General features: G+C 64.0%; 20 protein-coding genes. 1 reads left to right on the top strand and 19 read right to left on the bottom strand.

The genetic code is table 11. From position 1 onward, the window contains the following. Window positions 1–10: 10 nt before the first annotated feature. The 14 genes from AC1D05_RS01660 to AC1D05_RS01595 all read right to left on the bottom strand — a co-directional run bounded on the left by AC1D05_RS01660 (window position 11) and on the right by AC1D05_RS01595 (window position 12,884). Window positions 11–760, bottom strand: a complete 750-nt coding sequence (locus tag AC1D05_RS01660; RefSeq protein WP_477437603.1) for an ABC transporter permease — start codon at window positions 758–760, stop codon at window positions 11–13. After that, on the bottom strand, window positions 757–1,695 hold the full coding sequence (locus AC1D05_RS01655) for an ABC transporter ATP-binding protein (protein ID WP_477437601.1): 939 nt from the start codon (window positions 1,693–1,695) through the stop codon (window positions 757–759). Before AC1D05_RS01655 ends, AC1D05_RS01660 begins: the two co-directional genes overlap by 4 nt. After that, complete coding sequence (locus AC1D05_RS01650; protein WP_477437600.1) at window positions 1,692–2,855, bottom strand: ABC transporter permease; 1,164 nt, start codon at window positions 2,853–2,855, stop codon at window positions 1,692–1,694. Before AC1D05_RS01650 ends, AC1D05_RS01655 begins: the two co-directional genes overlap by 4 nt. Before the next feature lie 55 nt (window positions 2,856–2,910). After that, on the bottom strand, window positions 2,911–3,822 hold the full coding sequence (gene osmF, locus AC1D05_RS01645) for a glycine betaine ABC transporter substrate-binding protein OsmF (protein WP_477437598.1): 912 nt from the start codon (window positions 3,820–3,822) through the stop codon (window positions 2,911–2,913). Between the two features lie 179 nt (window positions 3,823–4,001). Beyond that, window positions 4,002–5,219, bottom strand: a complete 1,218-nt coding sequence (locus tag AC1D05_RS01640) for an MFS transporter (protein WP_477437596.1) — start codon at window positions 5,217–5,219, stop codon at window positions 4,002–4,004. Next, entirely contained in the window at window positions 5,216–5,716 is a 501-nt protein-coding gene (nusB, locus tag AC1D05_RS01635; protein WP_019857616.1) for a transcription antitermination factor NusB, read from the bottom strand. Before nusB ends, AC1D05_RS01640 begins: the two co-directional genes overlap by 4 nt. Then, entirely contained in the window at window positions 5,713–6,207 is a 495-nt protein-coding gene (ribH, locus tag AC1D05_RS01630) for a 6,7-dimethyl-8-ribityllumazine synthase (protein WP_172229648.1), read from the bottom strand. The genes nusB and ribH overlap by 4 nt, the downstream gene beginning before the upstream one ends. Window positions 6,208–6,316: 109 nt before the next feature. Then, a complete protein-coding gene (locus tag AC1D05_RS01625) occupies window positions 6,317–6,934 on the bottom strand; it encodes a riboflavin synthase (protein ID WP_477437593.1) in 618 nt (205 codons plus the stop codon). Window positions 6,935–7,002: 68 nt separating this feature from the next. Then, window positions 7,003–8,133, bottom strand: coding sequence for a bifunctional diaminohydroxyphosphoribosylaminopyrimidine deaminase/5-amino-6-(5-phosphoribosylamino)uracil reductase RibD (gene ribD, locus AC1D05_RS01620; RefSeq protein ID WP_477437591.1), 1,131 nt, complete (start codon window positions 8,131–8,133; stop codon window positions 7,003–7,005). Between the two features lie 2 nt (window positions 8,134–8,135). Next, the gene (gene nrdR, locus AC1D05_RS01615; protein ID WP_027028512.1) at window positions 8,136–8,618 is read right to left on the bottom strand and encodes a transcriptional regulator NrdR; all 483 of its coding nucleotides are present in this window, start codon (window positions 8,616–8,618) and stop codon (window positions 8,136–8,138) included. Between the two features lie 79 nt (window positions 8,619–8,697). Then, window positions 8,698–9,027 carry a GlpM family protein gene (locus AC1D05_RS01610; protein ID WP_477437589.1) on the bottom strand — a complete coding sequence of 110 codons (330 nt, stop codon included), beginning with the start codon at window positions 9,025–9,027 and terminating at the stop codon, window positions 8,698–8,700. A 26-nt stretch (window positions 9,028–9,053) separates the two neighbouring features. Further along, window positions 9,054–9,632, bottom strand: a complete 579-nt coding sequence (locus tag AC1D05_RS01605; protein WP_477438128.1) for an invasion associated locus B family protein — start codon at window positions 9,630–9,632, stop codon at window positions 9,054–9,056. 99 nt (window positions 9,633–9,731) lie between these two features. Next, window positions 9,732–11,045: a serine hydroxymethyltransferase gene (glyA, locus tag AC1D05_RS01600; protein WP_477437587.1), complete on the bottom strand. Its 1,314-nt coding sequence runs from the start codon at window positions 11,043–11,045 to the stop codon at window positions 9,732–9,734. Window positions 11,046–11,240: 195 nt separating this feature from the next. Beyond that, on the bottom strand, window positions 11,241–12,884 hold the full coding sequence (locus AC1D05_RS01595; protein ID WP_477437585.1) for a Na+/H+ antiporter: 1,644 nt from the start codon (window positions 12,882–12,884) through the stop codon (window positions 11,241–11,243). A gap of 403 nt (window positions 12,885–13,287) precedes the next feature. On the opposite strand from AC1D05_RS01595, the gene AC1D05_RS01590 reads away from it, so the two are divergent. Further along, window positions 13,288–14,013, top strand: a complete 726-nt coding sequence (locus AC1D05_RS01590) for a helix-turn-helix transcriptional regulator (RefSeq protein ID WP_477437583.1) — start codon at window positions 13,288–13,290, stop codon at window positions 14,011–14,013. A gap of 60 nt (window positions 14,014–14,073) precedes the next feature. Here the strand turns inward: AC1D05_RS01590 and AC1D05_RS01585 are convergent, their stop codons facing one another. From AC1D05_RS01585 to AC1D05_RS01565, 5 genes are all read right to left on the bottom strand, one after another. Next, window positions 14,074–15,330 carry a L,D-transpeptidase family protein gene (locus AC1D05_RS01585; protein WP_477437581.1) on the bottom strand — a complete coding sequence of 419 codons (1,257 nt, stop codon included), beginning with the start codon at window positions 15,328–15,330 and terminating at the stop codon, window positions 14,074–14,076. Between the two features lie 334 nt (window positions 15,331–15,664). Further along, window positions 15,665–16,078: a hypothetical protein gene (locus tag AC1D05_RS01580; RefSeq protein WP_477437579.1), complete on the bottom strand. Its 414-nt coding sequence runs from the start codon at window positions 16,076–16,078 to the stop codon at window positions 15,665–15,667. Window positions 16,079–16,280: 202 nt separating this feature from the next. After that, window positions 16,281–16,796, bottom strand: a complete 516-nt coding sequence (gene ldtR / locus AC1D05_RS01575; RefSeq protein WP_013896002.1) for a transcriptional regulator LdtR — start codon at window positions 16,794–16,796, stop codon at window positions 16,281–16,283. A gap of 238 nt (window positions 16,797–17,034) precedes the next feature. Further along, window positions 17,035–17,457: a DUF6163 family protein gene (locus AC1D05_RS01570; protein ID WP_115139495.1), complete on the bottom strand. Its 423-nt coding sequence runs from the start codon at window positions 17,455–17,457 to the stop codon at window positions 17,035–17,037. After that, window positions 17,454–18,497, bottom strand: a complete 1,044-nt coding sequence (locus AC1D05_RS01565) for an enoyl-CoA hydratase/isomerase family protein (protein ID WP_477437577.1) — start codon at window positions 18,495–18,497, stop codon at window positions 17,454–17,456. Before AC1D05_RS01565 ends, AC1D05_RS01570 begins: the two co-directional genes overlap by 4 nt. Window positions 18,498–18,642 lie beyond the last annotated feature (145 nt).

Genomic DNA, 18,642 nt, shown 5'->3' with positions numbered 1-18,642 from the left:
CCCCCAGGGACTATTGCGCCTCGCGTCCCATCCGCCGCGCGGCATAGCGCTCGACCGCCGACAGCCCGTCATAGATCAGCACGGCAAGGGCCGCCACGATCAGGCCGCCCTGGAGGATAAAGGCGAGATTGTTGGACAAGAGGCCGGCGATAATCACCTCGCCCAGCGTCTTTGCAGCCACCGTCGAGCCGATGGTGGCGGTGGCAAGGCCGATGACAACCGACAACCGGATACCGCCCAGGATGATCGGTGCGCTGAGCGGCAACTCGACCTTGGTGAGCCTTTGCCAGCCGGTCATGCCGGCGCCACGCGCAGCCTCCATCACATTGGCCGGCAGCGTCGTCAGCCCGGTCAGCGCGTTCTCGAAGATCGGCAGCAGGCCATAGAGAAACAGCGCGATCAGCGTCGGCTTCTCACCGAAGCCGACAGCCGGCACCGCGAGCGCCAGCACCGCCACCGGCGGAAAGGTCTGGCCGATATTGACCAGGCTGCGCGACAACGGCAGGAATTCGGCACCGGCTGGCCTGGTGACAAGGATGGCCAGAGCCACCGCAACGATGGTCGCGGCGACGGTGGCGATCAGCACGATGCGCAGATGCAGCAGCGTCAGTGTCAGCAGGCTGCCCTGATTGTAGATCGCGGGGGCGTTGTTTTCGGTCAATGGCTTGAGCAGCGGCTCGAACCAACCGGGATTGGTGACGAAAGCCACGAGCAACACCACCAGCGCAAGCCTGAGCAGCAAAGGCAGCCAGGCTTTCATGCCGGCCTCGCTGCGCGCTTGACCAGCCCGTCCACCGTGACGCGGCCGAGCGGTTCGCCGTCGGCGCCTTTCACTGGCAGCGCCGGCCGGCCCGACCACAGGAGTTCCGCCAGTGCATCGCGCTGGCTGGCATCGCCGGGGATCGCTTCGCCCTCGGCGGTGCCATTCTCCACTGCGTCACGCACCCGTCCGAGCGACAGCAGCCGGAACGGCCTTTCGCTGGCGCCGACCAAGGTCTCGACGAAGCTGCTGGCCGGGTTCGCCAGGATCTCGGCGGGTTTGGCGTATTGCACGAGCTTGCCGGCATCCATGACCGCGATCTTGTCGCCCATATGCACGGCCTCTTCCATGTCGTGGGTGACGAGGATGATGGTGGTGCCGAAGCGCTTCTGGATCGCCAGCAGATCTTCCTGCGCCTTGGTGCGGATGATCGGGTCGAGCGCGCCGAACGGCTCGTCCATCAACAGCACGTTGGGTTCGGCGGCGAGCGCACGGGCGACGCCGACGCGCTGTTGCTGGCCGCCGGACAGTTCGTGCGGGTAGCGCGGCCCATAAGCCTGCGGATCGAGCTGATAGAGCGTCATCAATTCGTCGACGCGAGCGTTGATGCGGTCCTTGTCCCAGCCGAGCAGCACCGGCACGGTGGCGATGTTCTGCGCCACTGTTCGATGCGGAAACAGGCCGTGACCCTGGATGGCATAGCCGATGCTGCGGCGCAGTTCGTAACCGGGCACCGAACGATTGTCGGCGCCGTCGAGCTTGATGATTCCGGCAGTCGGCTCGACCAGCCGGTTGATCATGCGCAGCAGCGTCGTCTTGCCCGAACCGGATGTGCCGACAATGACGCATACCGTGCGCGGCTCGATGACCATCGATACGTCGTCGACCACCGTTGTCGCGTCATAAACCTTGGTAATGCCTTCGATCTCGATCATGCCGTTTCAACCCTGCGCTTGGTGGCGGTCATTTCGATCACCGCATCGAGGATGATGGCGGCGGCGAAGGCGAGCGCGACCGTCGGCACGGCGCCGAGCAGCACCAGGTCCATCGCCGTCTGGCCGACGCCCTGGAACACGAACACGCCGAAGCCGCCGCCACCGATAAGGGCAGCGATGGTGGCGAGACCGATATTCTGCACCAGCACGATGCGGATGCCGGTGAGGATCACCGGGAAGGCCAGCGGAAACTCGACACCGAACAGGCGCTGGCGATCGGTCATGCCCATGCCGCGCGCCGCGTCGTTGGCGGCACGCGGCACGCCGGCGAGACCGACCACGGTGTTGGCCACCACCGGGAGCAGCGAATAGAGGAACAGGGCGACGAAGGCAGGTGCGGTGCCAATGCCGCGAATGCCGAGCGCGGCCGCCCCCGGCACGTGGATGGCGACCCAGCCGAGCGGCGCGATCAGCAGGCCAAACAGCGCGATCGAGGGAATGGTCTGGATGATGTTGAGCACGTTGAGCACGCCGGCGCGCAGCCTTTCGACGCGGTGGCAAAGGATGCCCAGCGGCAGGCCGACGATCACCGCGGCGGCCAGCGAACCGAGCGCCAGCGTCACATGCTTGGTGCCTTCGGCCCAGAAACTGTCGGCGCGGTTGAAATATTCTTTCAGGATCGACAGATTGTCCCAGCTTCCCGACATCAACAGCAGGCCAATCGCCAAAGCCGCGACGACAAGCACGCCAACTCGCGCCAAGGGCGACAGGTTCAGCCTGGTCAGCACGTCAGCCAACACAATCGTGAAGGAAAAAATTAGTATCCAAAAACCGGAAGCGGGGGACACTCTGGCGAAGGTGTTGCCGGCCGGCGTGAGAAATGTGCCGGCGACGCCGATGAGCAGCGCGAGCGCGACAAGTGCGACGACGCCGGCGGCAAGGCGCAGCACGAGCGGTGTCCTGAACAGAGCTATGAGCGCTGCGGCGACGATGATGGCGAGCAGCAACCATCCTGTCGTTGCCGGCAGCGCTTCGAGAATCGAGCGAGCCTGCCCGGGAACGATGCGGTTGGCCCGGAACGTGGCGAAGGGGGCGAGGAACGCCGCATAGGCCGCGATCACGGCAATGACCACGCCGAGCTTGTCGAAGCGGATATTCACGCCCTCCCCCGTCGGTCGTTCCGGCGCGCCACGCGAGCGGCGCGCCGGAATCGTCCTACTTCAGAAAGCCGTTCTTCTTCAGGAAGTCCTCGGCGACGCCCTTGACCGGCTCGCCGCCGACCTGCACGCGGCCGTTCAGCTCCTGCAGCGTGACGAGGTCGAGCTTGGCGAAGACCGGCTTCAGCAGCGTCACGATCTTGGGATGTTCCTTGAGCACGGATTCGCGGATGATCGGCGCCGGCTGGTAGACCGGCTGAACGCCCTTGTCGTCCTCAAGCACGACCAGGCCGGACGGCGCGATGCCGCCATCGGTGCCATAGACCATGGCGGCGTTGGCACCGCTGGTCTGGTTGGCGGCCGCGGCGATGGTGGCCGCCGTGTCGCCGCCTGAGAGCGTGATCAGCTGCTCGGGCTTCAGCTTGAAGCCATAGGTGGTCTGGAAGGCCGGCAGGGCTGCCGCCGAATTGACGAACTCGGCCGAGGCCGCCAGCACCACCTGGCCGCCGCCGGCGACATATTTGCCGAAGTCGGACAGCGTGGCGAGCTTGTTGGTATCAGTCACTTCCTTGCGCAGCGCGATCGCCCAGGTGTTGTTGGCCGGCGCCGGCGCCAGCCAGACGATCTTGTTGGCGTCATAGTCGAGCTTCTTGGCCGTCTCGTAGGCCTTGCCGGCGTCCTTCCACACGGGGTCATCGGCCTTCTCGAAGAAGAAGGCGGCATTGCCGGTGTATTCGGGATAGATGTCGATCTCGCCGGCGGTGATCGCCTTGCGCACCACCGGCGTGCCGCCGAGCTGGATGCGGTCGGTGGTCTTGATGTTGTTGGCGTTGAGAACGAGCTGGATGATGTTGCCGAGCACGCCACCCTCGGTATCGATCTTGGAGGAGACAACCACCTGAGCACTGGCGGAAGCCGCCGTGATGGCCAGCGCCAATGCCGCGCCGGCAAAAACCTTGACTGAAAACACTGTGAAAATCCCTTGCTGTGAACCGGAATGCGGTGGCCGCATATGAGCATGGCTTCAACGGCCAGTCGGGGCACACGGTTTCATAACAATAGGTACAGACGCAATAATTTTGTTTCGACGCGGCAAATTCAGCCGAAGCAATCCTGACAACATCATGTCAGATCGACAACAGTTCGGGATCAGGCGCTCGCCTTGCGCAGACTGGTCATCTTGAGCGCGCCGAGTGCGACAAAGCACAGAACGGTGACCGGAAAGATCATCCAGTTCAGCATCTCCCAGCCGAAGGCGTTGTAGACCATGCCCGACAGCAGAGATGCGCAGGCGACGGAGCCGAACAGGACGAAGTCGTGAAAACCCTGCACCTTGCCCTTTTCCGACGGCCGGTAGCTGGCCGCCACCATGGCGGTGGCGCCGATGAAGCCGAAATTCCAGCCAAGGCCGAGCAGGATCAGCGACGTCCAGAATTGCCACAGCGCCAGGCCCGACAAAGCGACAATGGCGCAGCCGATGAGGAGGATCAGGCCGACAGCGACAATGCGCTCGGCGCCGAAGCGATGGATCAGCGAGCCGGTGAAGAAGCTCGGTGCGAACATCGCCATGACGTGCCAGGAGATGCCCAGCGTCGCATCATCCTCCGACAGGCCGCAGCCGACCATCGCCAGCGGCGCGCCGGTCATGACGAAGCTCATCAGCGCATAGCTGCCGACGGCACAAAACAGCGCCGCGACGAAGCGCGGCTTGGTGACGATTTCGGACAGCGGCCTGGCATCGCCTTCGGTAATGTCGACCTTGCTCACGGCCTTCGCCGGCAGGCGCAGAAACGACAGGATAAGGGCGCCAACTGCAGCCAGCGGCAGGATGGAAGCGAACGACCCGGCAAACATCACCGGCGCGAACAGTTCGCGGGTGAAGATGACGATCTGCGGCCCAAGGATGGCGGTGATAATGCCGCCGGCCAGCACGAAGGAGATGGCGCGCGCCTTGAACTCCGGCGGCGCATTGTCGGCGGCGGCGAAGCGGAACTGCTGGACGAAGGCACCACCGATGCCGATCACCAGCAGCGCGAACGCGAACAGCCAGAAACTGCTGTGGAAAAGCGCCAGCGTGGCAATCAGGCCGCCAAGCGCGGTGACGACGGTTCCAGTCATGAAGCCGCCGCGCTGCCCCAGCCAGCGGATGATGGCCGCGGCCGGCAACGCGCCGAGCGCCACGCCAAGGTTGAAGCCGGTGATCGGCGCCGTCGCCAGCGATTTGTCGGCACCGAGCAGATATTGCCCGGCCAGCGCGCCCATGGAGATGGCGATGGGTGCCGCCGAGCCGATAATCGCCTGAGAGGCGGCGAGGATCAGCGCGGTGCGCCGCGCATCCTTGGGCGCCTCGACGGCGATGGCCGTCACGATGCGTCCTTGCCGCGCCCCTCGCCGCGCACCCGGCGTGACACGCGGTCGAGCACGGCATTGACCAGCTTCGGCTCGTCTTCTTCGTAGAAGGCCTTGGCGATGTCGACATATTCCGAAACGATCACCGCCACCGGCACGTCTTCGCGCTTCATCAATTCATAGACGCCGGCGCGCATAATGGCGCGCAGCGTCGAATCGAGCCGAGACAGCGGCCAGTCATCGGTCAGCGCCTGGCGGATGACCGGATCGATGGTCTTCTGGTTCTCGACGACGCCGGTCAGGATGGCGCGGAACCATTGGGCATCCGCCTCACGATAGAGCGCGCCGTCGACTTCCTTGCCGAGGCGAAACGCCTCATATTCGGCAGTGATCTCGAAGACGCCGCTGCCGGCGACATCCATCTGATAGAGCGCCTGCACGGCCGCCAGACGGGCGGCGCCGCGCTTGTTGGCGTGGCGCACCGCGGGCTGTCCGGGCGACGCGGGTTCGCTCACGATCGCGCTCCCAACTGTTCCTTCAGCGCAATCATGGTCAGCGCCGCACGCGCGGCAAAGCCACCCTTGTCGCCTTCCGAGCGCTTGGCCCGTGTCCATGCCTGTGCGTCGTTCTCGGTGGTCAGGATGCCGTTGCCGATGCAGACCGAGTCCTGCACGGACAGGTCCATGAGCGCGCGGCTGGATTCATTGGCGACGATGTCGAAATGATAGGTGTCGCCGCGAACGACGGTGCCGAGCGCAACGAAGCCGTCGTAATTGGTGCCGCCTTCCGCCGCGCCGTCCAGCGCGAAGGTGATCACTGCGGGAATCTCGAGCGAGCCTGGAACGGTGACGACGTCGTAGGTCGCGCCCGCTTCATCGAGCGCGCTTGTCGCGCCGTCGAGCAGCGCGTCGGCAAGGTCGTCGTGGAAGCGCGCTTCGACAATCAGCAGATGCGCCTTCGCCTTCGGACGAATGAAGGCTTTGCCGTGTTGGGATGTACCAGCCATAAAAGTCTCCGGGGGGTTGCCGGTGACTTAGGCCGAAGCCGGATTGATCGCAAGCGGAAGATTGCGGGAGGCGCATCAGACGCCTTGGGCATGCCGGTCCGGCAGACTTCTAGAGCCCCTCTTTCGCCGCCTCGGCAAGCCGCGCGGCGTAGCGGGCCATGGTGTCGATCTCGAGATTGACGCGGTCGCCGGCCTTGCGCTCACCCCAAGTGGTGACGGTCAGCGAATGGTGGATCAGCAGCACGTCGAAGCGGGTGCCCTCGACCTTGTTGACGGTGAGCGAGGTGCCGTCCAGCGCCACGGAGCCCTTCGGCGCAATGAATTTCGCCAGATGGCGCGGCGCCTCCAGCGTGAAACGCACCGCATCACCCTCATCCTTGCGCTCGACGATCTCGGCGGTGCCGTCGACATGGCCCGAAACGATGTGGCCGCCAAGTTCGTCGCCGATCTTCAGTGCCCGTTCGAGATTGACCTTGCTGCCGGATTTCCAGCTCGAGGCCGTGGTCAGCCGCAAGGCTTCTTCCCACGCCTCGACCTCGAACCAGCGCGCGTTAGAGCCATGGTCAGGCAAAGCCGTGACCGTCAGGCAAACACCGCCGCAGGAGATCGAGGCGCCAATGGCTATCATCTCGGGATTGTAGGCGGTGTCGATGCGCAGGCCGACGCCTTCGCTCAGCGGCTTGACGGCCGCGACGGTGCCGATATCGGTGACAATTCCGGTAAACATCGATGCTATCTTCCCGTTTTGACCATGACCTTGTCCGAAAACCGGGTCCCACTTTTCGGGATCATGGTCTAGAGGTCTCTTACCCACTCGGCGTAGCTGTCTTCACCAAAGCGCATCTCTCGCAGCTTGCGAAAGCCTGCCGGGATATGGTCGGCGTCGATCGGCGACACAATGCCGCCATCGCCGATCGCCTCCGGCCCCTGGAACAGCACGATGCGATCGACCAGCCCATCAGCGAGGAAAGCGCTGGCCACCCTGGCGCCGCCCTCGACCAGCACGCTTGCCATGCCGAGAGCCGCCAAATCCTCGAGCAGTTCCGGCAACGCCACGCCGCCTTCATGCGTTTCGGTGCCGATGAAGCGCACGCCGGCGCGTTCGAGTGCGGCCCGCCGATGCGGATCGGCCTCCAGGCAAGCGGCGACGTAGAGCGGCACGCGATCCACGCCCGAGGCCAGTTTCGACGCCTCCGGCAGCCTGATCTGCCGGTCGAGCACGATGCGGGCCGGCGAACGGTTCTCCAGCCCCGGCAAGCGCACCGTCAGTGCCGGATCATCCTCCAGCGCCGTGCCGATGCCGACCAGGATGCCGTCAGCCTCGGCCCGCATCAGGTAGACTTCGCGGCGGGCGATATCACCTGTAATCGCGACCTGGCCGGCGCCTTGCCTGCCGATCTTGCCGTCACTGGAAAGCGCAAGCTTCAGAATCACTTCCGGGCGCTTGCTGAGCGACCGAATGAGATAACCGGCCATCTGCTCGGCGGCTTCGCCCGCCAGCACCTTCTCGACCACCTCGACACCGGCGGCACGCAGGATGGCATAGCCCTTGCCGGAGACCCGCGGATCGGGATCGCTGGCAGCACCCACGACGCGTGCTATGCCGGCATTGACGAGCGCATTGGCGCAAGGCGGGGTGCGGCCGTGATGAGCGCATGGCTCCAAAGTGACGTAAGCCGTAGCGCCACGCGCGAGTTCGCCGGCCTCGGCCAGCGCCTCGGTCTCGGCATGCGGCCGGCCGCCGACGGCGGTGACACCGGTTCCGACGATCATCGGCCCGGCACCGTCGTCGCGCACGATCACTGTACCGACGGAAGGATTGGTCGAGGTCCTGCCGGCATTGCGGCGTGACAGCCGCAGCGCCGCGGCCATGAAACGGCGATCAAGGGCTGCCTGTTCAAGCTCGCTACGCTGCGATCCTGCCATGCTCAGCCGGCTTCCTCTTCACTGCTCTTGTCTTCGTCGCCCTTCAATTCGCCCAGCAGCTCATGGAAGTCCTTGGCCTCGCGGAAATTGCGGTAGACCGAGGCGAAGCGCACATAGGCGACGTCGTCGAGCGATTTCAGCGCTTCCATGACCAGCTTGCCGACCTCACCGGAAGCCACTTCGGTCTCGCCGGAGCTTTCGAGCTGGCGCACGATGCCGGTCACGGCGCGGTCGATGCGCTCGGGATCGACATTGCGCTTGCGCACCGCGATCTCGACCGAGCGCAGCAGCTTGTCACGGTCGAACGGCACTTTCCGGCCTGACTTCTTGACCACGACCAGGTCGCGCAACTGGACGCGCTCGAAGGTGGTGAAACGGCCGCCGCAATCGGGGCAGACACGTCGCCTGCGGATCGCCGCGCCGTCCTCGGCGGGGCGCGAATCCTTCACCTGCGTATCTTCGGACTGGCAATAGGGACAGCGCATGAAAAGCCTTGGGTTCGCGAATCTGGTGAGGCGAAAGGCTTAGAGCCTTTCCGGTCGGGATTGAAGCGGTTCCGTTTCTTCAGAGATAGCGAGGCGCGAGAAAGATTGCCAGCGCGGCCACCAGCCAGACGGCGATGCCGCCGACAACAGCCAGGCGATAATCGACCTTGTCGATGAACAACCAGCAGGCGCCGAGGAAGGCAAGATAGGCGGGAATTGTCTTCATACCGGCAAGGCAGGCATCGCGAAAACCGCTGGGATTACCCTTGGCGCCCACGGCGAGCAAGGCAATGACGGCAAAGGTCGGCGCCAGCGGCAGTATCCCGGGCAGGACATTGCCCCGCTTGGACGCCCAGACGATCAGCGCCGTCACCAGCCCGCCGACCACACCCTTCCAGACAATGTCCATCCGCGCCCCCTATTCCGCCGTCCGCGTCACGGCGCGACGTCTTTGGTCGGGAAGCCGCAGGACGTTCCGAGGTTGCGGTAGGCCTTGGTGAAGCCATCCATCGGGATGCTGGCGACAACGTCCTTGCCGAAAGTCACATCGAGCGAGATGACCTGGCGCATGGCGCGCAGCAGGGCGAGACTGGTCTTGGCCTGATTGTCGACCGTCCAGCTCGGACGGCCGATGACGGCGTCGTTGGAATAAACCGTTGCCGGAACCTTGACGCCGGGATCGCCGAACGTTGCCGCGATCTTGTTGCCGGTCGGCAGTTGCTTGTTGTCGACGGTGAGCATGATGGCCGGATAGGCATCAGGCGGCAGCGCATCGCCGGTCGAGATCGACAAGGTCAGCGTGCCCGAATTGCCGCTCGCATCGAAGAACGCCGTCGAAGCCGCACAGGTCTTGCTCGCATCCTGGCCGGTGTCGAGCACATCGACGATGGTTGTCCATTTGCCGAAGGTGCTGGTGGCAGGCGTGTCCGGGGCGGGCTGGGTCTGCGCCAAGGCAGACCCGCAAACGGCCAGCCAGCCGGCGACACCGAGTGAGGCGGGACGAAAATTGCGCATCATCAAGTCTCCAGTTCCATGCGTCACCCGTTCAGGGGCGACGCACCGCCGGCGAATAAGAGATGACGCTTCGCGCCCGGTCAATCGAGATAAGGATGGTCAACCGAGATAAGGATAGAGCGGAAAACGATCGGTCAGCGCCACGACCTTGGCCTTGACCGCCGCTTCGACCGCGGCATTGCCCTCGTCCGAATTGGCGACCTTGAGACCATCCAGCACTTCGGCGATCAGCTTGCCGATCTCGCGGAACTCGGCCTGGCCGAAGCCGCGCGTGGTGCCGGCCGGCGTGCCGAGGCGCACGCCCGAGGTGACGAAGGGCTTTTCCGGATCGAAGGGGATGCCGTTCTTGTTGCAGGTGATGTTGGCGCGGCCAAGGGCTGCCTCGGCGCGCTTGCCGGTGGCATTCTTGGGGCGCAAATCGACCAGCATCAGATGGTTGTCGGTGCCGCCGGAGACGATGTCGAGACCCGTCTCCTTGAGGCTCGAAGCCAGCGCCTTGGCGTTGGCGGCCACACTCTCCGCATAGACCTTGAAGCTCGGCTTCAGCGCTTCGCCGAAGGCCACCGCCTTGGCGGCGATGACATGCATCAGCGGGCCGCCCTGCAGGCCGGGGAACACGGCCGAGTTCATCTTCTTGGCGATGTCCTCGTCATTGCACAGGATCATGCCGCCGCGCGGACCGCGCAGCGATTTGTGCGTGGTGGTCGTCACCACATGCGCGTGCGGCAGCGGCGACGGATGCACGCCGCCGGCGACGAGGCCCGCAATGTGCGCCATATCGACCATCAGGTAAGCGCCGACCGCATCAGCGATCTCGCGAAAGCGCTTCCAGTCCCAGATGCGCGAATAGGCGGTGCCGCCGGCCAGGATCAGCTTCGGCTTGGTCTCGTGCGCGGTCTTCTCGATCGCGTCCATGTCGAGCAGATGGTCTTCCTTGCGCACTCCATAGGAGACGACCTTGAACCACTTGCCGCTCATGTTGACCGGCGAGCCGTGGGTGAGATGGCCACCGGAATTGAGGTCGAGGCCCATGAAGGTGTCGCCGGGCTGCAGCAGCGCCAGGAACACCGCCTGGTTCATCTGGCTGCCGGAATTCGGCTGGACGTTGGCGAAATTGCAGCCGAACAGCTCTTTCGCCCGTTCGATGGCCAGTTCCTCGGCCACGTCGACGAACTGGCAGCCGCCATAGTAGCGCTTGCCCGGATAGCCCTCGGCATATTTGTTGGTCATGATCGACCCCTGCGCCTCGAGCACCGCGCGGGAAACAATGTTCTCCGAGGCGATCAGCTCGATCTCGTGGCGCTGGCGACCTAGTTCGTTGCGGATGGCGCCGAAAATCTCCGGATCGGCGTCTTCCAGCGTGGTTTCGAAGAAGGATTCGAATTTGTTCGACACTGCCGCTGCTGTTGCCATGGCCTGAAAATCCTCCGGTTCGGGGGCTATTTGCTTATGCATATCGCTGCCCCAAAACCGCTGCACAGCTTTGGGCGACATGCATTGCCGCGCCATTAACACAGTTGTTTTCGACCCGCCACGTTTGCGGCGCGAAATTTGCTGGCCGGTTTGCGGCAGAGACTGCAAATCCACAGCCCCTGGGCATCGCCGGTTCTATTTCCGCGTCTGCCTGCCGTTCAAAAGGGCCTCCGTCAGGGTGATCTCGGTGAACAGCGCGCGCGCCGTGTGATCATTGATCTCGCCGCGCTGAAGCATGGCGCGCACCGCCGTGCGCTCGGCCTCGATGCCGGCAAGTCGCATTTCGAGTTCCACCCGCCCGGCCTCGCGCGCCTCGGCTCTGGCTTCATCGGCCTCGTCGGAGGTGGCGATGCGGCGCCGGTAGCCGGCGACGATGTTTTCGGCGGTGACAAGTCTGGCGCTAGGCACCTCGCCGTCGTCGTTGCTGCTGCCCGCCATGCTCTCGATGCGAGCGATTGCCGCATTGGCAGCGCCGACACGCGCCCGGCGTTCCTCGGCAGCACCGGCATCCTCGCCCGGCTCGACCAGACCGCGCGCAATCACCGGCAAGGCCAAGCTGGCGATCAGCAGGGAGCAGATGATGACGCCGGCGGCGAGGAAGATGACAAGGTCGCGCGCCGGAAATGGCGACCCGTCCTGCAGAGCCAGCGGCAGCGACAATATGCCGGCCAGCGTGATGGCGCCACGCACGCCCGCCACCGAGCCGGCCAAGCGCACGCGCAGGCCGAACGGCTCGACCTCGCGCTTGCCGAGCCGCGCCGCAACCGCCGCCGCGATGTCGCCAACCCAGATCCAGACGAAGCGGAGCGCGATCAGGCAGAACGTCAGCGCCACCACGGTCAGCACCGGCTGGATGATCGGATAGTGACCCGTGAGCTCCGGCGGCACCTTGCGGATGATTTCGGGAAGCTGCAGGCCGAGCACGATGAACAGCGCGCCGTTGAAGACGAAAGAGAACGTCGTCCAGAGCGAGATTGTCTGCATGCGCGCAGAGACGCCGAGAAAGCGGAATATGCCGGTGCTGCCGGTCAGCAGACCGGCGGTCACCGCCGCCAGGATGCCCGAGGCCCCGAAATGCTCGGCGCCGAGATAGGCGACGAAGGGCAGCAGAATGGTTATCAGCACCTGCGCCTCGGCCGGCACACCGCCGATGCGGTTCAAAAGTTGCAGCGCCTTGGCGGCGACGAACAAGGCCGCCACGCCGGCCAGGATGCCGACCGCCACGGCATAGAGGAAACTCAGCGAGGCCGCGGCAAAGGAAAAGCTGCCGGTCAACGCCGCCGCCACGGCAAAGCGGAACATGACCAGGCCCGACGCATCGTTGAGCAGCGACTCGCCTTCCAGAATGTGCATCAGCCGCGCCGGAACGACGTTCCTGTCGACGATCGAGGAGACGGCCACGGCATCGGTCGGCGACAGCACCGCGGCGAGCGCGAAGGCAACGACCAGCGGTATGCTTGGCACCAGCCAGTGCAAGGCATAGCCGAAGCCGACGATGGTGAAGAAGACGAGCCCGATCGCAAGGTCGAGGATCGGCCCGCGCAATGCCATCAGCTCGCGCTTTGGCGCGCCGAAAGCGTCGCTGAACAGCAGTGGCGGAATGAACACCAGCAGGAACAGTTCCGGATCGATCTCGACATGGATGCCGCGCACCGGCCATGCGAGGGCAGCACCTATGGCGATCTGCAAGACCGGCAGCGGCACCCGCACCAGCCGCACCAGCGCGCCGGAAACGGCGACGAAGACGAGCACGACGAGAATGAAGATGGCGGTTTGCATGGCTCGATTCCGGCTGTTGGCAGGACCATGCGCAATCATCGGCGTCGCGTCCAGACAGCGCTGGCGGAGCGATGGCCGAGAGAACAGCAGACCGAGTGGCCAGCAGGCTGCCGATGTCAGAAAAAGGCCGGCACCTGGCGTCAGCGCGAGGCTGCCTAGGGCACCAGGTGGCCGGCCGCACGCCGCCCCCCGGTCGACGTGCGTATGCGGAGCGCCGATGCCCAAACATTCGGGCATGAATTTCGAAAGCCGGCGCCGCTGCTTGTCTGGATACGCGAGCATAGTCCAGCATCAACCTCCCGATAGCGCGGGGTTGACAGATGGCTGTCACCGGCTGGCAGCCTTGCGGGTCATACTCGGCTGTGACACGCTGCGTTACGGCTCACGAGCGGGGGTTCGATCGATGCTGTCACGGATCATGGCACATGCCGAACCGGCATTGGCGTCGGCAACGGCCGAGGGCGCAAGCACCGCTTATTTCGCGGCGATGGAAGTCTTCGGCGCGTCCTATCTACAGACCCGCCTCTATCGAAGGCCGTCAGCAACGCTGACCTCCGCCAGCCATTGGGCGGCCGGCGGCTTCATCACGCGGCTGGCGCCGGCGAACTGGCCGGGCAGCCCGGCATTCGACTATGTCTGCTTCGAGTGCAACCCTTTGCTGGGCGCGATCCGCGAAAGCCGCACGCGCTACCGCTTCTCCGATTTTGCCCCGCGCGACCGCGCTGAGTTCGGCGTCTATTGGGAGGCGCTCGGCGAGGCCGGGATCAATGACGCGCTGTGTTCCACCTCCTACGGCGCCGATGGCGCCATTGCCTCGCTGCACCTCGGCTTCCACGAGCGCGACTTCACGGCAGACGAGAGCTTTGCCATCCAGATGGCCGGTCTCGTGCTGACGGAACGGCTGATGGTCCTGACGACGCCACCGCCCGCCGCCACCGTTCGGCTGACGGTGCGCGAACGCGACAGCCTGGCGCTTGTCGCCGAAGGCAAGACGGATTGGGAAATCTCGGTCATTCTGGGCATTGCCGAAGCGACGGTGCGCTTCCATGTCGACAATGCCAGGCGCAAACTCGGCGCCGTCAACCGCGCGCAAGCGGTGGCGCGGCTGGTGAACCAGCGGCTGATTTAACGCTCCCGCAAAACAAAAAGGCCGCCCTTTGAGCGGCCTTTCGCTAGAATTATCAGATGCTTAGAGCGAGGAGGTGATCTGCAGCTCGCTGGCACCGTCCAACGCGTAGACGTCGTCGCGGAACTGAACGACGCCGGGTCCCGTCGACCAGGCCGAGAGATAGAGGAAGTGCACCGGCACCGGGTTGGTGACCTGGATCGGCGTGTTTTCGCCGGTCTTGATCGCCGCCTCGAAATGCTGGCGGTCCCAGCCGGGCGTGTCGCGCAGGATCCAGGTGACCAGATCGCGCACGTTCTGCACGCGCACGCAGCCCGAGGAATCGAAGCGCAGCATCTTGCCGAACAGGCTCTGCTGCGGCGTGTCGTGCATGTAGACGCCGTCCGGGCTCGGGAAATTGATCTTCACCGACGCCATGGCGTTTTCGGAGCCGGGATCCTGGCGGAACCGGTACTTGGCAGCGTCATCCGTCGACCAGTCCACGTTCATCGGATCGACTTCGCTGCCATCCGGCGCGAACAGGCGGATGTGGCTGTTCTTCAAATAGTTGGGATCTTTCCGCATCAGCGGAATGATGTCCTTGCGCACGATCGAGACCGGCGCGTTCCAGTACGGATTGACGATGATCTCGTTGATCTTGGAATTGACGATCGGCGTCTGGCGGTCGATCTTGCCGACGATTGCCGTGTGGCGAAGCACGACGCGGTCGTTCTCGACCGCTTCGATCTGCGCCGCCGGAATGTCGACCAGCACATATCGGCTGCCCAGCGTGCCGGCCTTCTCCTTCAGCCGCTGCAGATTGGTCTGCAACTGGCCAAGCCGGATCTGCGCCGAAACGTTCATCGCCGCATAGGTGTATTTGCCCATCGAGCCGTCGGCGGGCAGGCCGTGGCGCAGCTGGAAGCGCTTGACCGCCGAGTCGACATAGGAATCGAAGGCCGTCGAAATGCCGGCGCTCTGCGACAGGTCGCCTGCAATCATCAGGCGCTTGCGCAGCGGCACCACATCCGGGTCATCGACGCCGAGTTGCAGTTTCTTGGTCGCGGGAACGTCTACCCAGCCGCCCTGCCCGACGATGTTCTGATATTGCGCGACCGCCTGCTCCGTGAACGCAACGGTCTGCGGGCTGAAGATCGGCAGTGTCGAAGCCACCTTGCCGCCTTCGCTGGCGCGGGCGTCGAACTGGTCGTCCCAATTGCCGCGGGCCGAGGATTTCAGGATATCCCCGATCACATCCTGCGCGTTCGCACGGCCGGCCACCATCGCGGCGGCGGCGAGCGCGGAGGCTCCGGAAAGGAAAAAGCGGCGGCTGGTTCTCATGGACGTTCCAGACATAGGTAGCGGTTCGATCACTTGCTGCGTCGGTCATCGGGCGATCTCGCCCGCACTCTAAAATTGGCAATCTTAACAATTAGCCAACTATGGCCCGTATCACGTTGGCTAGAAACGCACGAGGCGCGATACGGTTGCGGGTGGACGCATGGTCTTGACGACAGCATCACTGCCACCCTCGGTCCCATTGGAATATGGCGGCAACGTGGCCTTGCGCCCAATTTGGGTCCGCCCAGCATGGCGAAATGAAAGGGGCGTGCTTTTTCGGCACCGAACCCGTGTCTACCGTCGCGTCAGAGCCGGATGCAGCGGTCAGGAACAGCTAGGGCTGTGAACCGGTCTTGACCTCGAGCTCCGAACATCGTTGCAGCACCTGGTACTCGGGATACCGCAATATCTTGTTGTCCTCGAGCTTGAGCAATAGTGCGCGCCGCTTGTCGACACTCTGCTCATCGTCCGAGCAGGTCATATCCAGGACGATCGCATCCAGGCCTCTGAGTTTCTGGACCCTGTCGAGCGTGCACCAAACTTCCCACATTTCCACCGACTTGTCGGTGAACGTCACTCTCGAGTCATTGTTGTCGCAGGGGCTGGTGCCTTCACTGGCGAAGGAATCTTTCCACCATTCCTCCGCGAAGGCCATTTCCGGCGCCAGCAAGAGCACCGTTGCGACCGAACAGACTTTGAAGCAGACCCCTCGACCCATCATGCCCCCTTGGGCGGCGACATTAGGCATTGTGGAGGCGAAAGCAAAGCGTGCGGCAGAAGTCGAGGCCCGCAGGCTCCCAGGTGCAACCGCAATCGTCGAGTGATGGCCTGCCGAACTCCCGGCTGACTATCGATGATCAGAAAAAGGACCGGTGCTTTTCGGCACCGGCCCCTGACTGAAGGTCGCTATGTCGGCCGCGCTTCTGTGGCGCGGGCCAGATCTGGTATGCCTACATGCGGTAGGCGATGGTATCGTTCCAGAAGCGGTCGAGACGCTGCAGGGCACGATTCATCTGCTTGAACTCGTCGGTGTTGATGCCGCCGACCTGCTCGATCGAGCCGACATGGCGCTCATAGAGACCGGCGACGACATCAGCCACCTCGTTGCCCTTCGGGGTCAGCGAGACGCGGACCGAACGACGATCGATGCGCGAGCGCTGGTGGTTGATGAAGCCGAGATCGACCAGCTTCTTCAGATTGTAGGAGACGTTCGAGCCGAGATAATAGCCACGCGAGCGCAGCTCGCCAGCGGTCAGCTCGGAATTGCCGATGTTGAAGAGCAGCAGTGCCTGGATGGCATTGATGTCGGAACGGCCGTTGCGGTCGAACTCGTCCTTGATCACGTCAAGCAGGCGGCGGTGCAGCCGCTCGACGAGCTGCAGCGATTCCATGTACAGGGAACGGATAGCCTCGCGGCGATCGTCGGATACGTTGGCGGTCTTCGCCGCCGGACGCGAATTGATCATTGTCTTTGCCTCTCGTTTGTCGCCCTGGTGATTTTTTGTTTTTCACCTTGATCGCGACACTATCGAATACTCATAAAATTCGACTTAAACGCTAGGGCTAACAAGAGCTTACCGGTAAGAGGTTTCGAAAGAGGCTTAACGAACGGTCACCCGAGCAAGGATAATTAACCTAAAGGCTTAGGCACCTTTCACGGGGCTCAAATCCGGCGCTCGCCAAGTCGCCAATGCCCTCAACGGCTTAGTGCCGGACGGGGCGTTTCTGCAGCCAGATGACGACGCGAAAGACGATGTAGAGCAGCGCCACCGCCGCGTGCGAGACGACGATCAGCAGCCGATGGCCGAAAAGCTCGGGAAACCCGGCATACATGACGGTCTCGGTGACCGCGCAGATGAACCAGATCACCGGGCCCCAGGAGGCCAGCATCCACAGCCCGGCCGCGGCAAAGGGGAAAAACACGGCGAGCATCACCGCCGCCACCTGCCAGTGCACTGGCATCAGGTCGAAGCGCCAGAGCGAGCCCGGATAGAAGCCGATCAGCTTGATCCAGTAGAGGATGCCGAACAGCAGACAGTAGCCCGCGATGACGCGCTGGAACCAGGCGAAGATCACCTCGACCGTCGAGGGCTGCAGCACGACGCGTCTCGACGTCACCTCGCTCATAGCGAGAGTTCCCGTTCACCGAGTGGGGCGAAATAGGCATCGATATCGGCCGCGCTCACCGCATCCAGCTTCGCCGGCCGCCATTGCGGGGTCGAGCCTTTGTCGATGATGGCGGCGCGGATGCCCTCGTAGAAATCATGGCCGGCGAGCATGCGGTTGAGAATGCGGAACTCCATCTTCATGCATTCATCCATCGACAGCGTCTGGCCGGCACCGATCTGCCGCCAGGCGACGCGAAGGCTGGTCGGCGAGCGCGTGCGGATCGTCGCCAGCGTCTTTGCCGCGAATTCGTCGGTGCCCGATGCTCGGTCCAGGCTGTCGACAACATCCTGCAGCGATGGCTGGGCGAAATGGCGCGATATCGCATCCAGTGTCGGCCTGTCGGTCTCCCGCTTCGCCTGGACAAAGAAACCGCGCAGCACCGATTCCGGATCGCCGGTCAGCGCCAGCCGATCAAGAAAGCTTGCCTGGTCTTCGGCCTTGATGGTGTGGGTGGCGAGCCCCGACCACAGCGCGTCGCCATAGCGGATGCGGTTGCCGGTCAGGGCCAGATACATGCCGAAAGAGCCGCCAAGGTCGGGCAGCAGATGGCTGGCGCCGACATCCGGGAAAAAGCCGATGCCGACTTCCGGCATGGCGAACTGGGCATTTTCGGTCATCACCCGGTGCGAGCCGTGAAAGGAAATGCCGACCCCGCCACCCATGACGATGCCGTCGATGAGCGCGACATAGGGCTTCTTGAAGCTGTTGATGCGGGCGTTCAGCCGGTACTCGTCGGCAAAGAACTCGACTGGCGGCTTTCCGGCCCGGCCGGCCTCATAAATGTGCAGGATGTCGCCTCCGGCCGAAAATGCCCTGCCCTCGGCCTTGACGAGGACGACATCCACACTGTCGTCGCGCTCCCAGGAACGCAAGGCCTTGCCCAGCGCCTTGACCATGCCATGGGTAACGGCGTTGAGCGCCTGCGGCCGCGTCAGCGTGACGACACCGGCTCTGCCCAGCCGCTCGAAGCGAATCTCGTCGCCGCCGCCAAAATCCATCGCCAGAGAATCCCTCCCCCGCGCCTGCGGGACTGAAGTGCTAAAGGCGGCGCATGGGTGCGTCAATGGCAGCAGTCTGTTCCCGCGGTCTTGGCGGCTGACATCACTTCCGACCCTGGCACAATCGTGTCGCATTGGTCAGCAC

It is taken from the genome of Mesorhizobium sp. P2_E9, from assembly GCF_056403815.1.
Note: the sequence above shows the minus strand (reverse complement) of the source record. Positions and strands in the feature narration are given on the sequence as shown.

Bases quoted from the DNA above. Each gene is read 5' to 3' on its own strand.
- AC1D05_RS01660 (WP_477437603.1), bottom strand. From the start codon at position 760: ATGAAAGCCTGGCTGCCTTTGCTGCTCAGGCTTGCGCTGGTGGTGTTG.
- AC1D05_RS01655 (WP_477437601.1), bottom strand. From the start codon at position 1,695: ATGATCGAGATCGAAGGCATTACCAAGGTTTATGACGCGACAACGGTG.
- ribH (WP_172229648.1), bottom strand. From the start codon at position 6,207: ATGGCTGGTACATCCCAACACGGCAAAGCCTTCATTCGTCCGAAGGCG.
- AC1D05_RS01625 (WP_477437593.1), bottom strand. From the start codon at position 6,934: ATGTTTACCGGAATTGTCACCGATATCGGCACCGTCGCGGCCGTCAAG.
- ribD (WP_477437591.1), bottom strand. From the start codon at position 8,133: ATGGCAGGATCGCAGCGTAGCGAGCTTGAACAGGCAGCCCTTGATCGC.
- nrdR (WP_027028512.1), bottom strand. From the start codon at position 8,618: ATGCGCTGTCCCTATTGCCAGTCCGAAGATACGCAGGTGAAGGATTCG.
- AC1D05_RS01610 (WP_477437589.1), bottom strand. From the start codon at position 9,027: ATGGACATTGTCTGGAAGGGTGTGGTCGGCGGGCTGGTGACGGCGCTG.
- AC1D05_RS01605 (WP_477438128.1), bottom strand. From the start codon at position 9,632: ATGCGCAATTTTCGTCCCGCCTCACTCGGTGTCGCCGGCTGGCTGGCC.
- glyA (WP_477437587.1), bottom strand. From the start codon at position 11,045: ATGGCAACAGCAGCGGCAGTGTCGAACAAATTCGAATCCTTCTTCGAA.
- AC1D05_RS01595 (WP_477437585.1), bottom strand. From the start codon at position 12,884: ATGCAAACCGCCATCTTCATTCTCGTCGTGCTCGTCTTCGTCGCCGTT.
- AC1D05_RS01590 (WP_477437583.1), top strand. From the start codon at position 13,288: ATGCTGTCACGGATCATGGCACATGCCGAACCGGCATTGGCGTCGGCA.
- AC1D05_RS01585 (WP_477437581.1), bottom strand. From the start codon at position 15,330: ATGAGAACCAGCCGCCGCTTTTTCCTTTCCGGAGCCTCCGCGCTCGCC.
- AC1D05_RS01580 (WP_477437579.1), bottom strand. From the start codon at position 16,078: ATGCCTAATGTCGCCGCCCAAGGGGGCATGATGGGTCGAGGGGTCTGC.
- ldtR (WP_013896002.1), bottom strand. From the start codon at position 16,796: ATGATCAATTCGCGTCCGGCGGCGAAGACCGCCAACGTATCCGACGAT.
- AC1D05_RS01570 (WP_115139495.1), bottom strand. From the start codon at position 17,457: ATGAGCGAGGTGACGTCGAGACGCGTCGTGCTGCAGCCCTCGACGGTC.
- AC1D05_RS01565 (WP_477437577.1), bottom strand. From the start codon at position 18,497: ATGGATTTTGGCGGCGGCGACGAGATTCGCTTCGAGCGGCTGGGCAGA.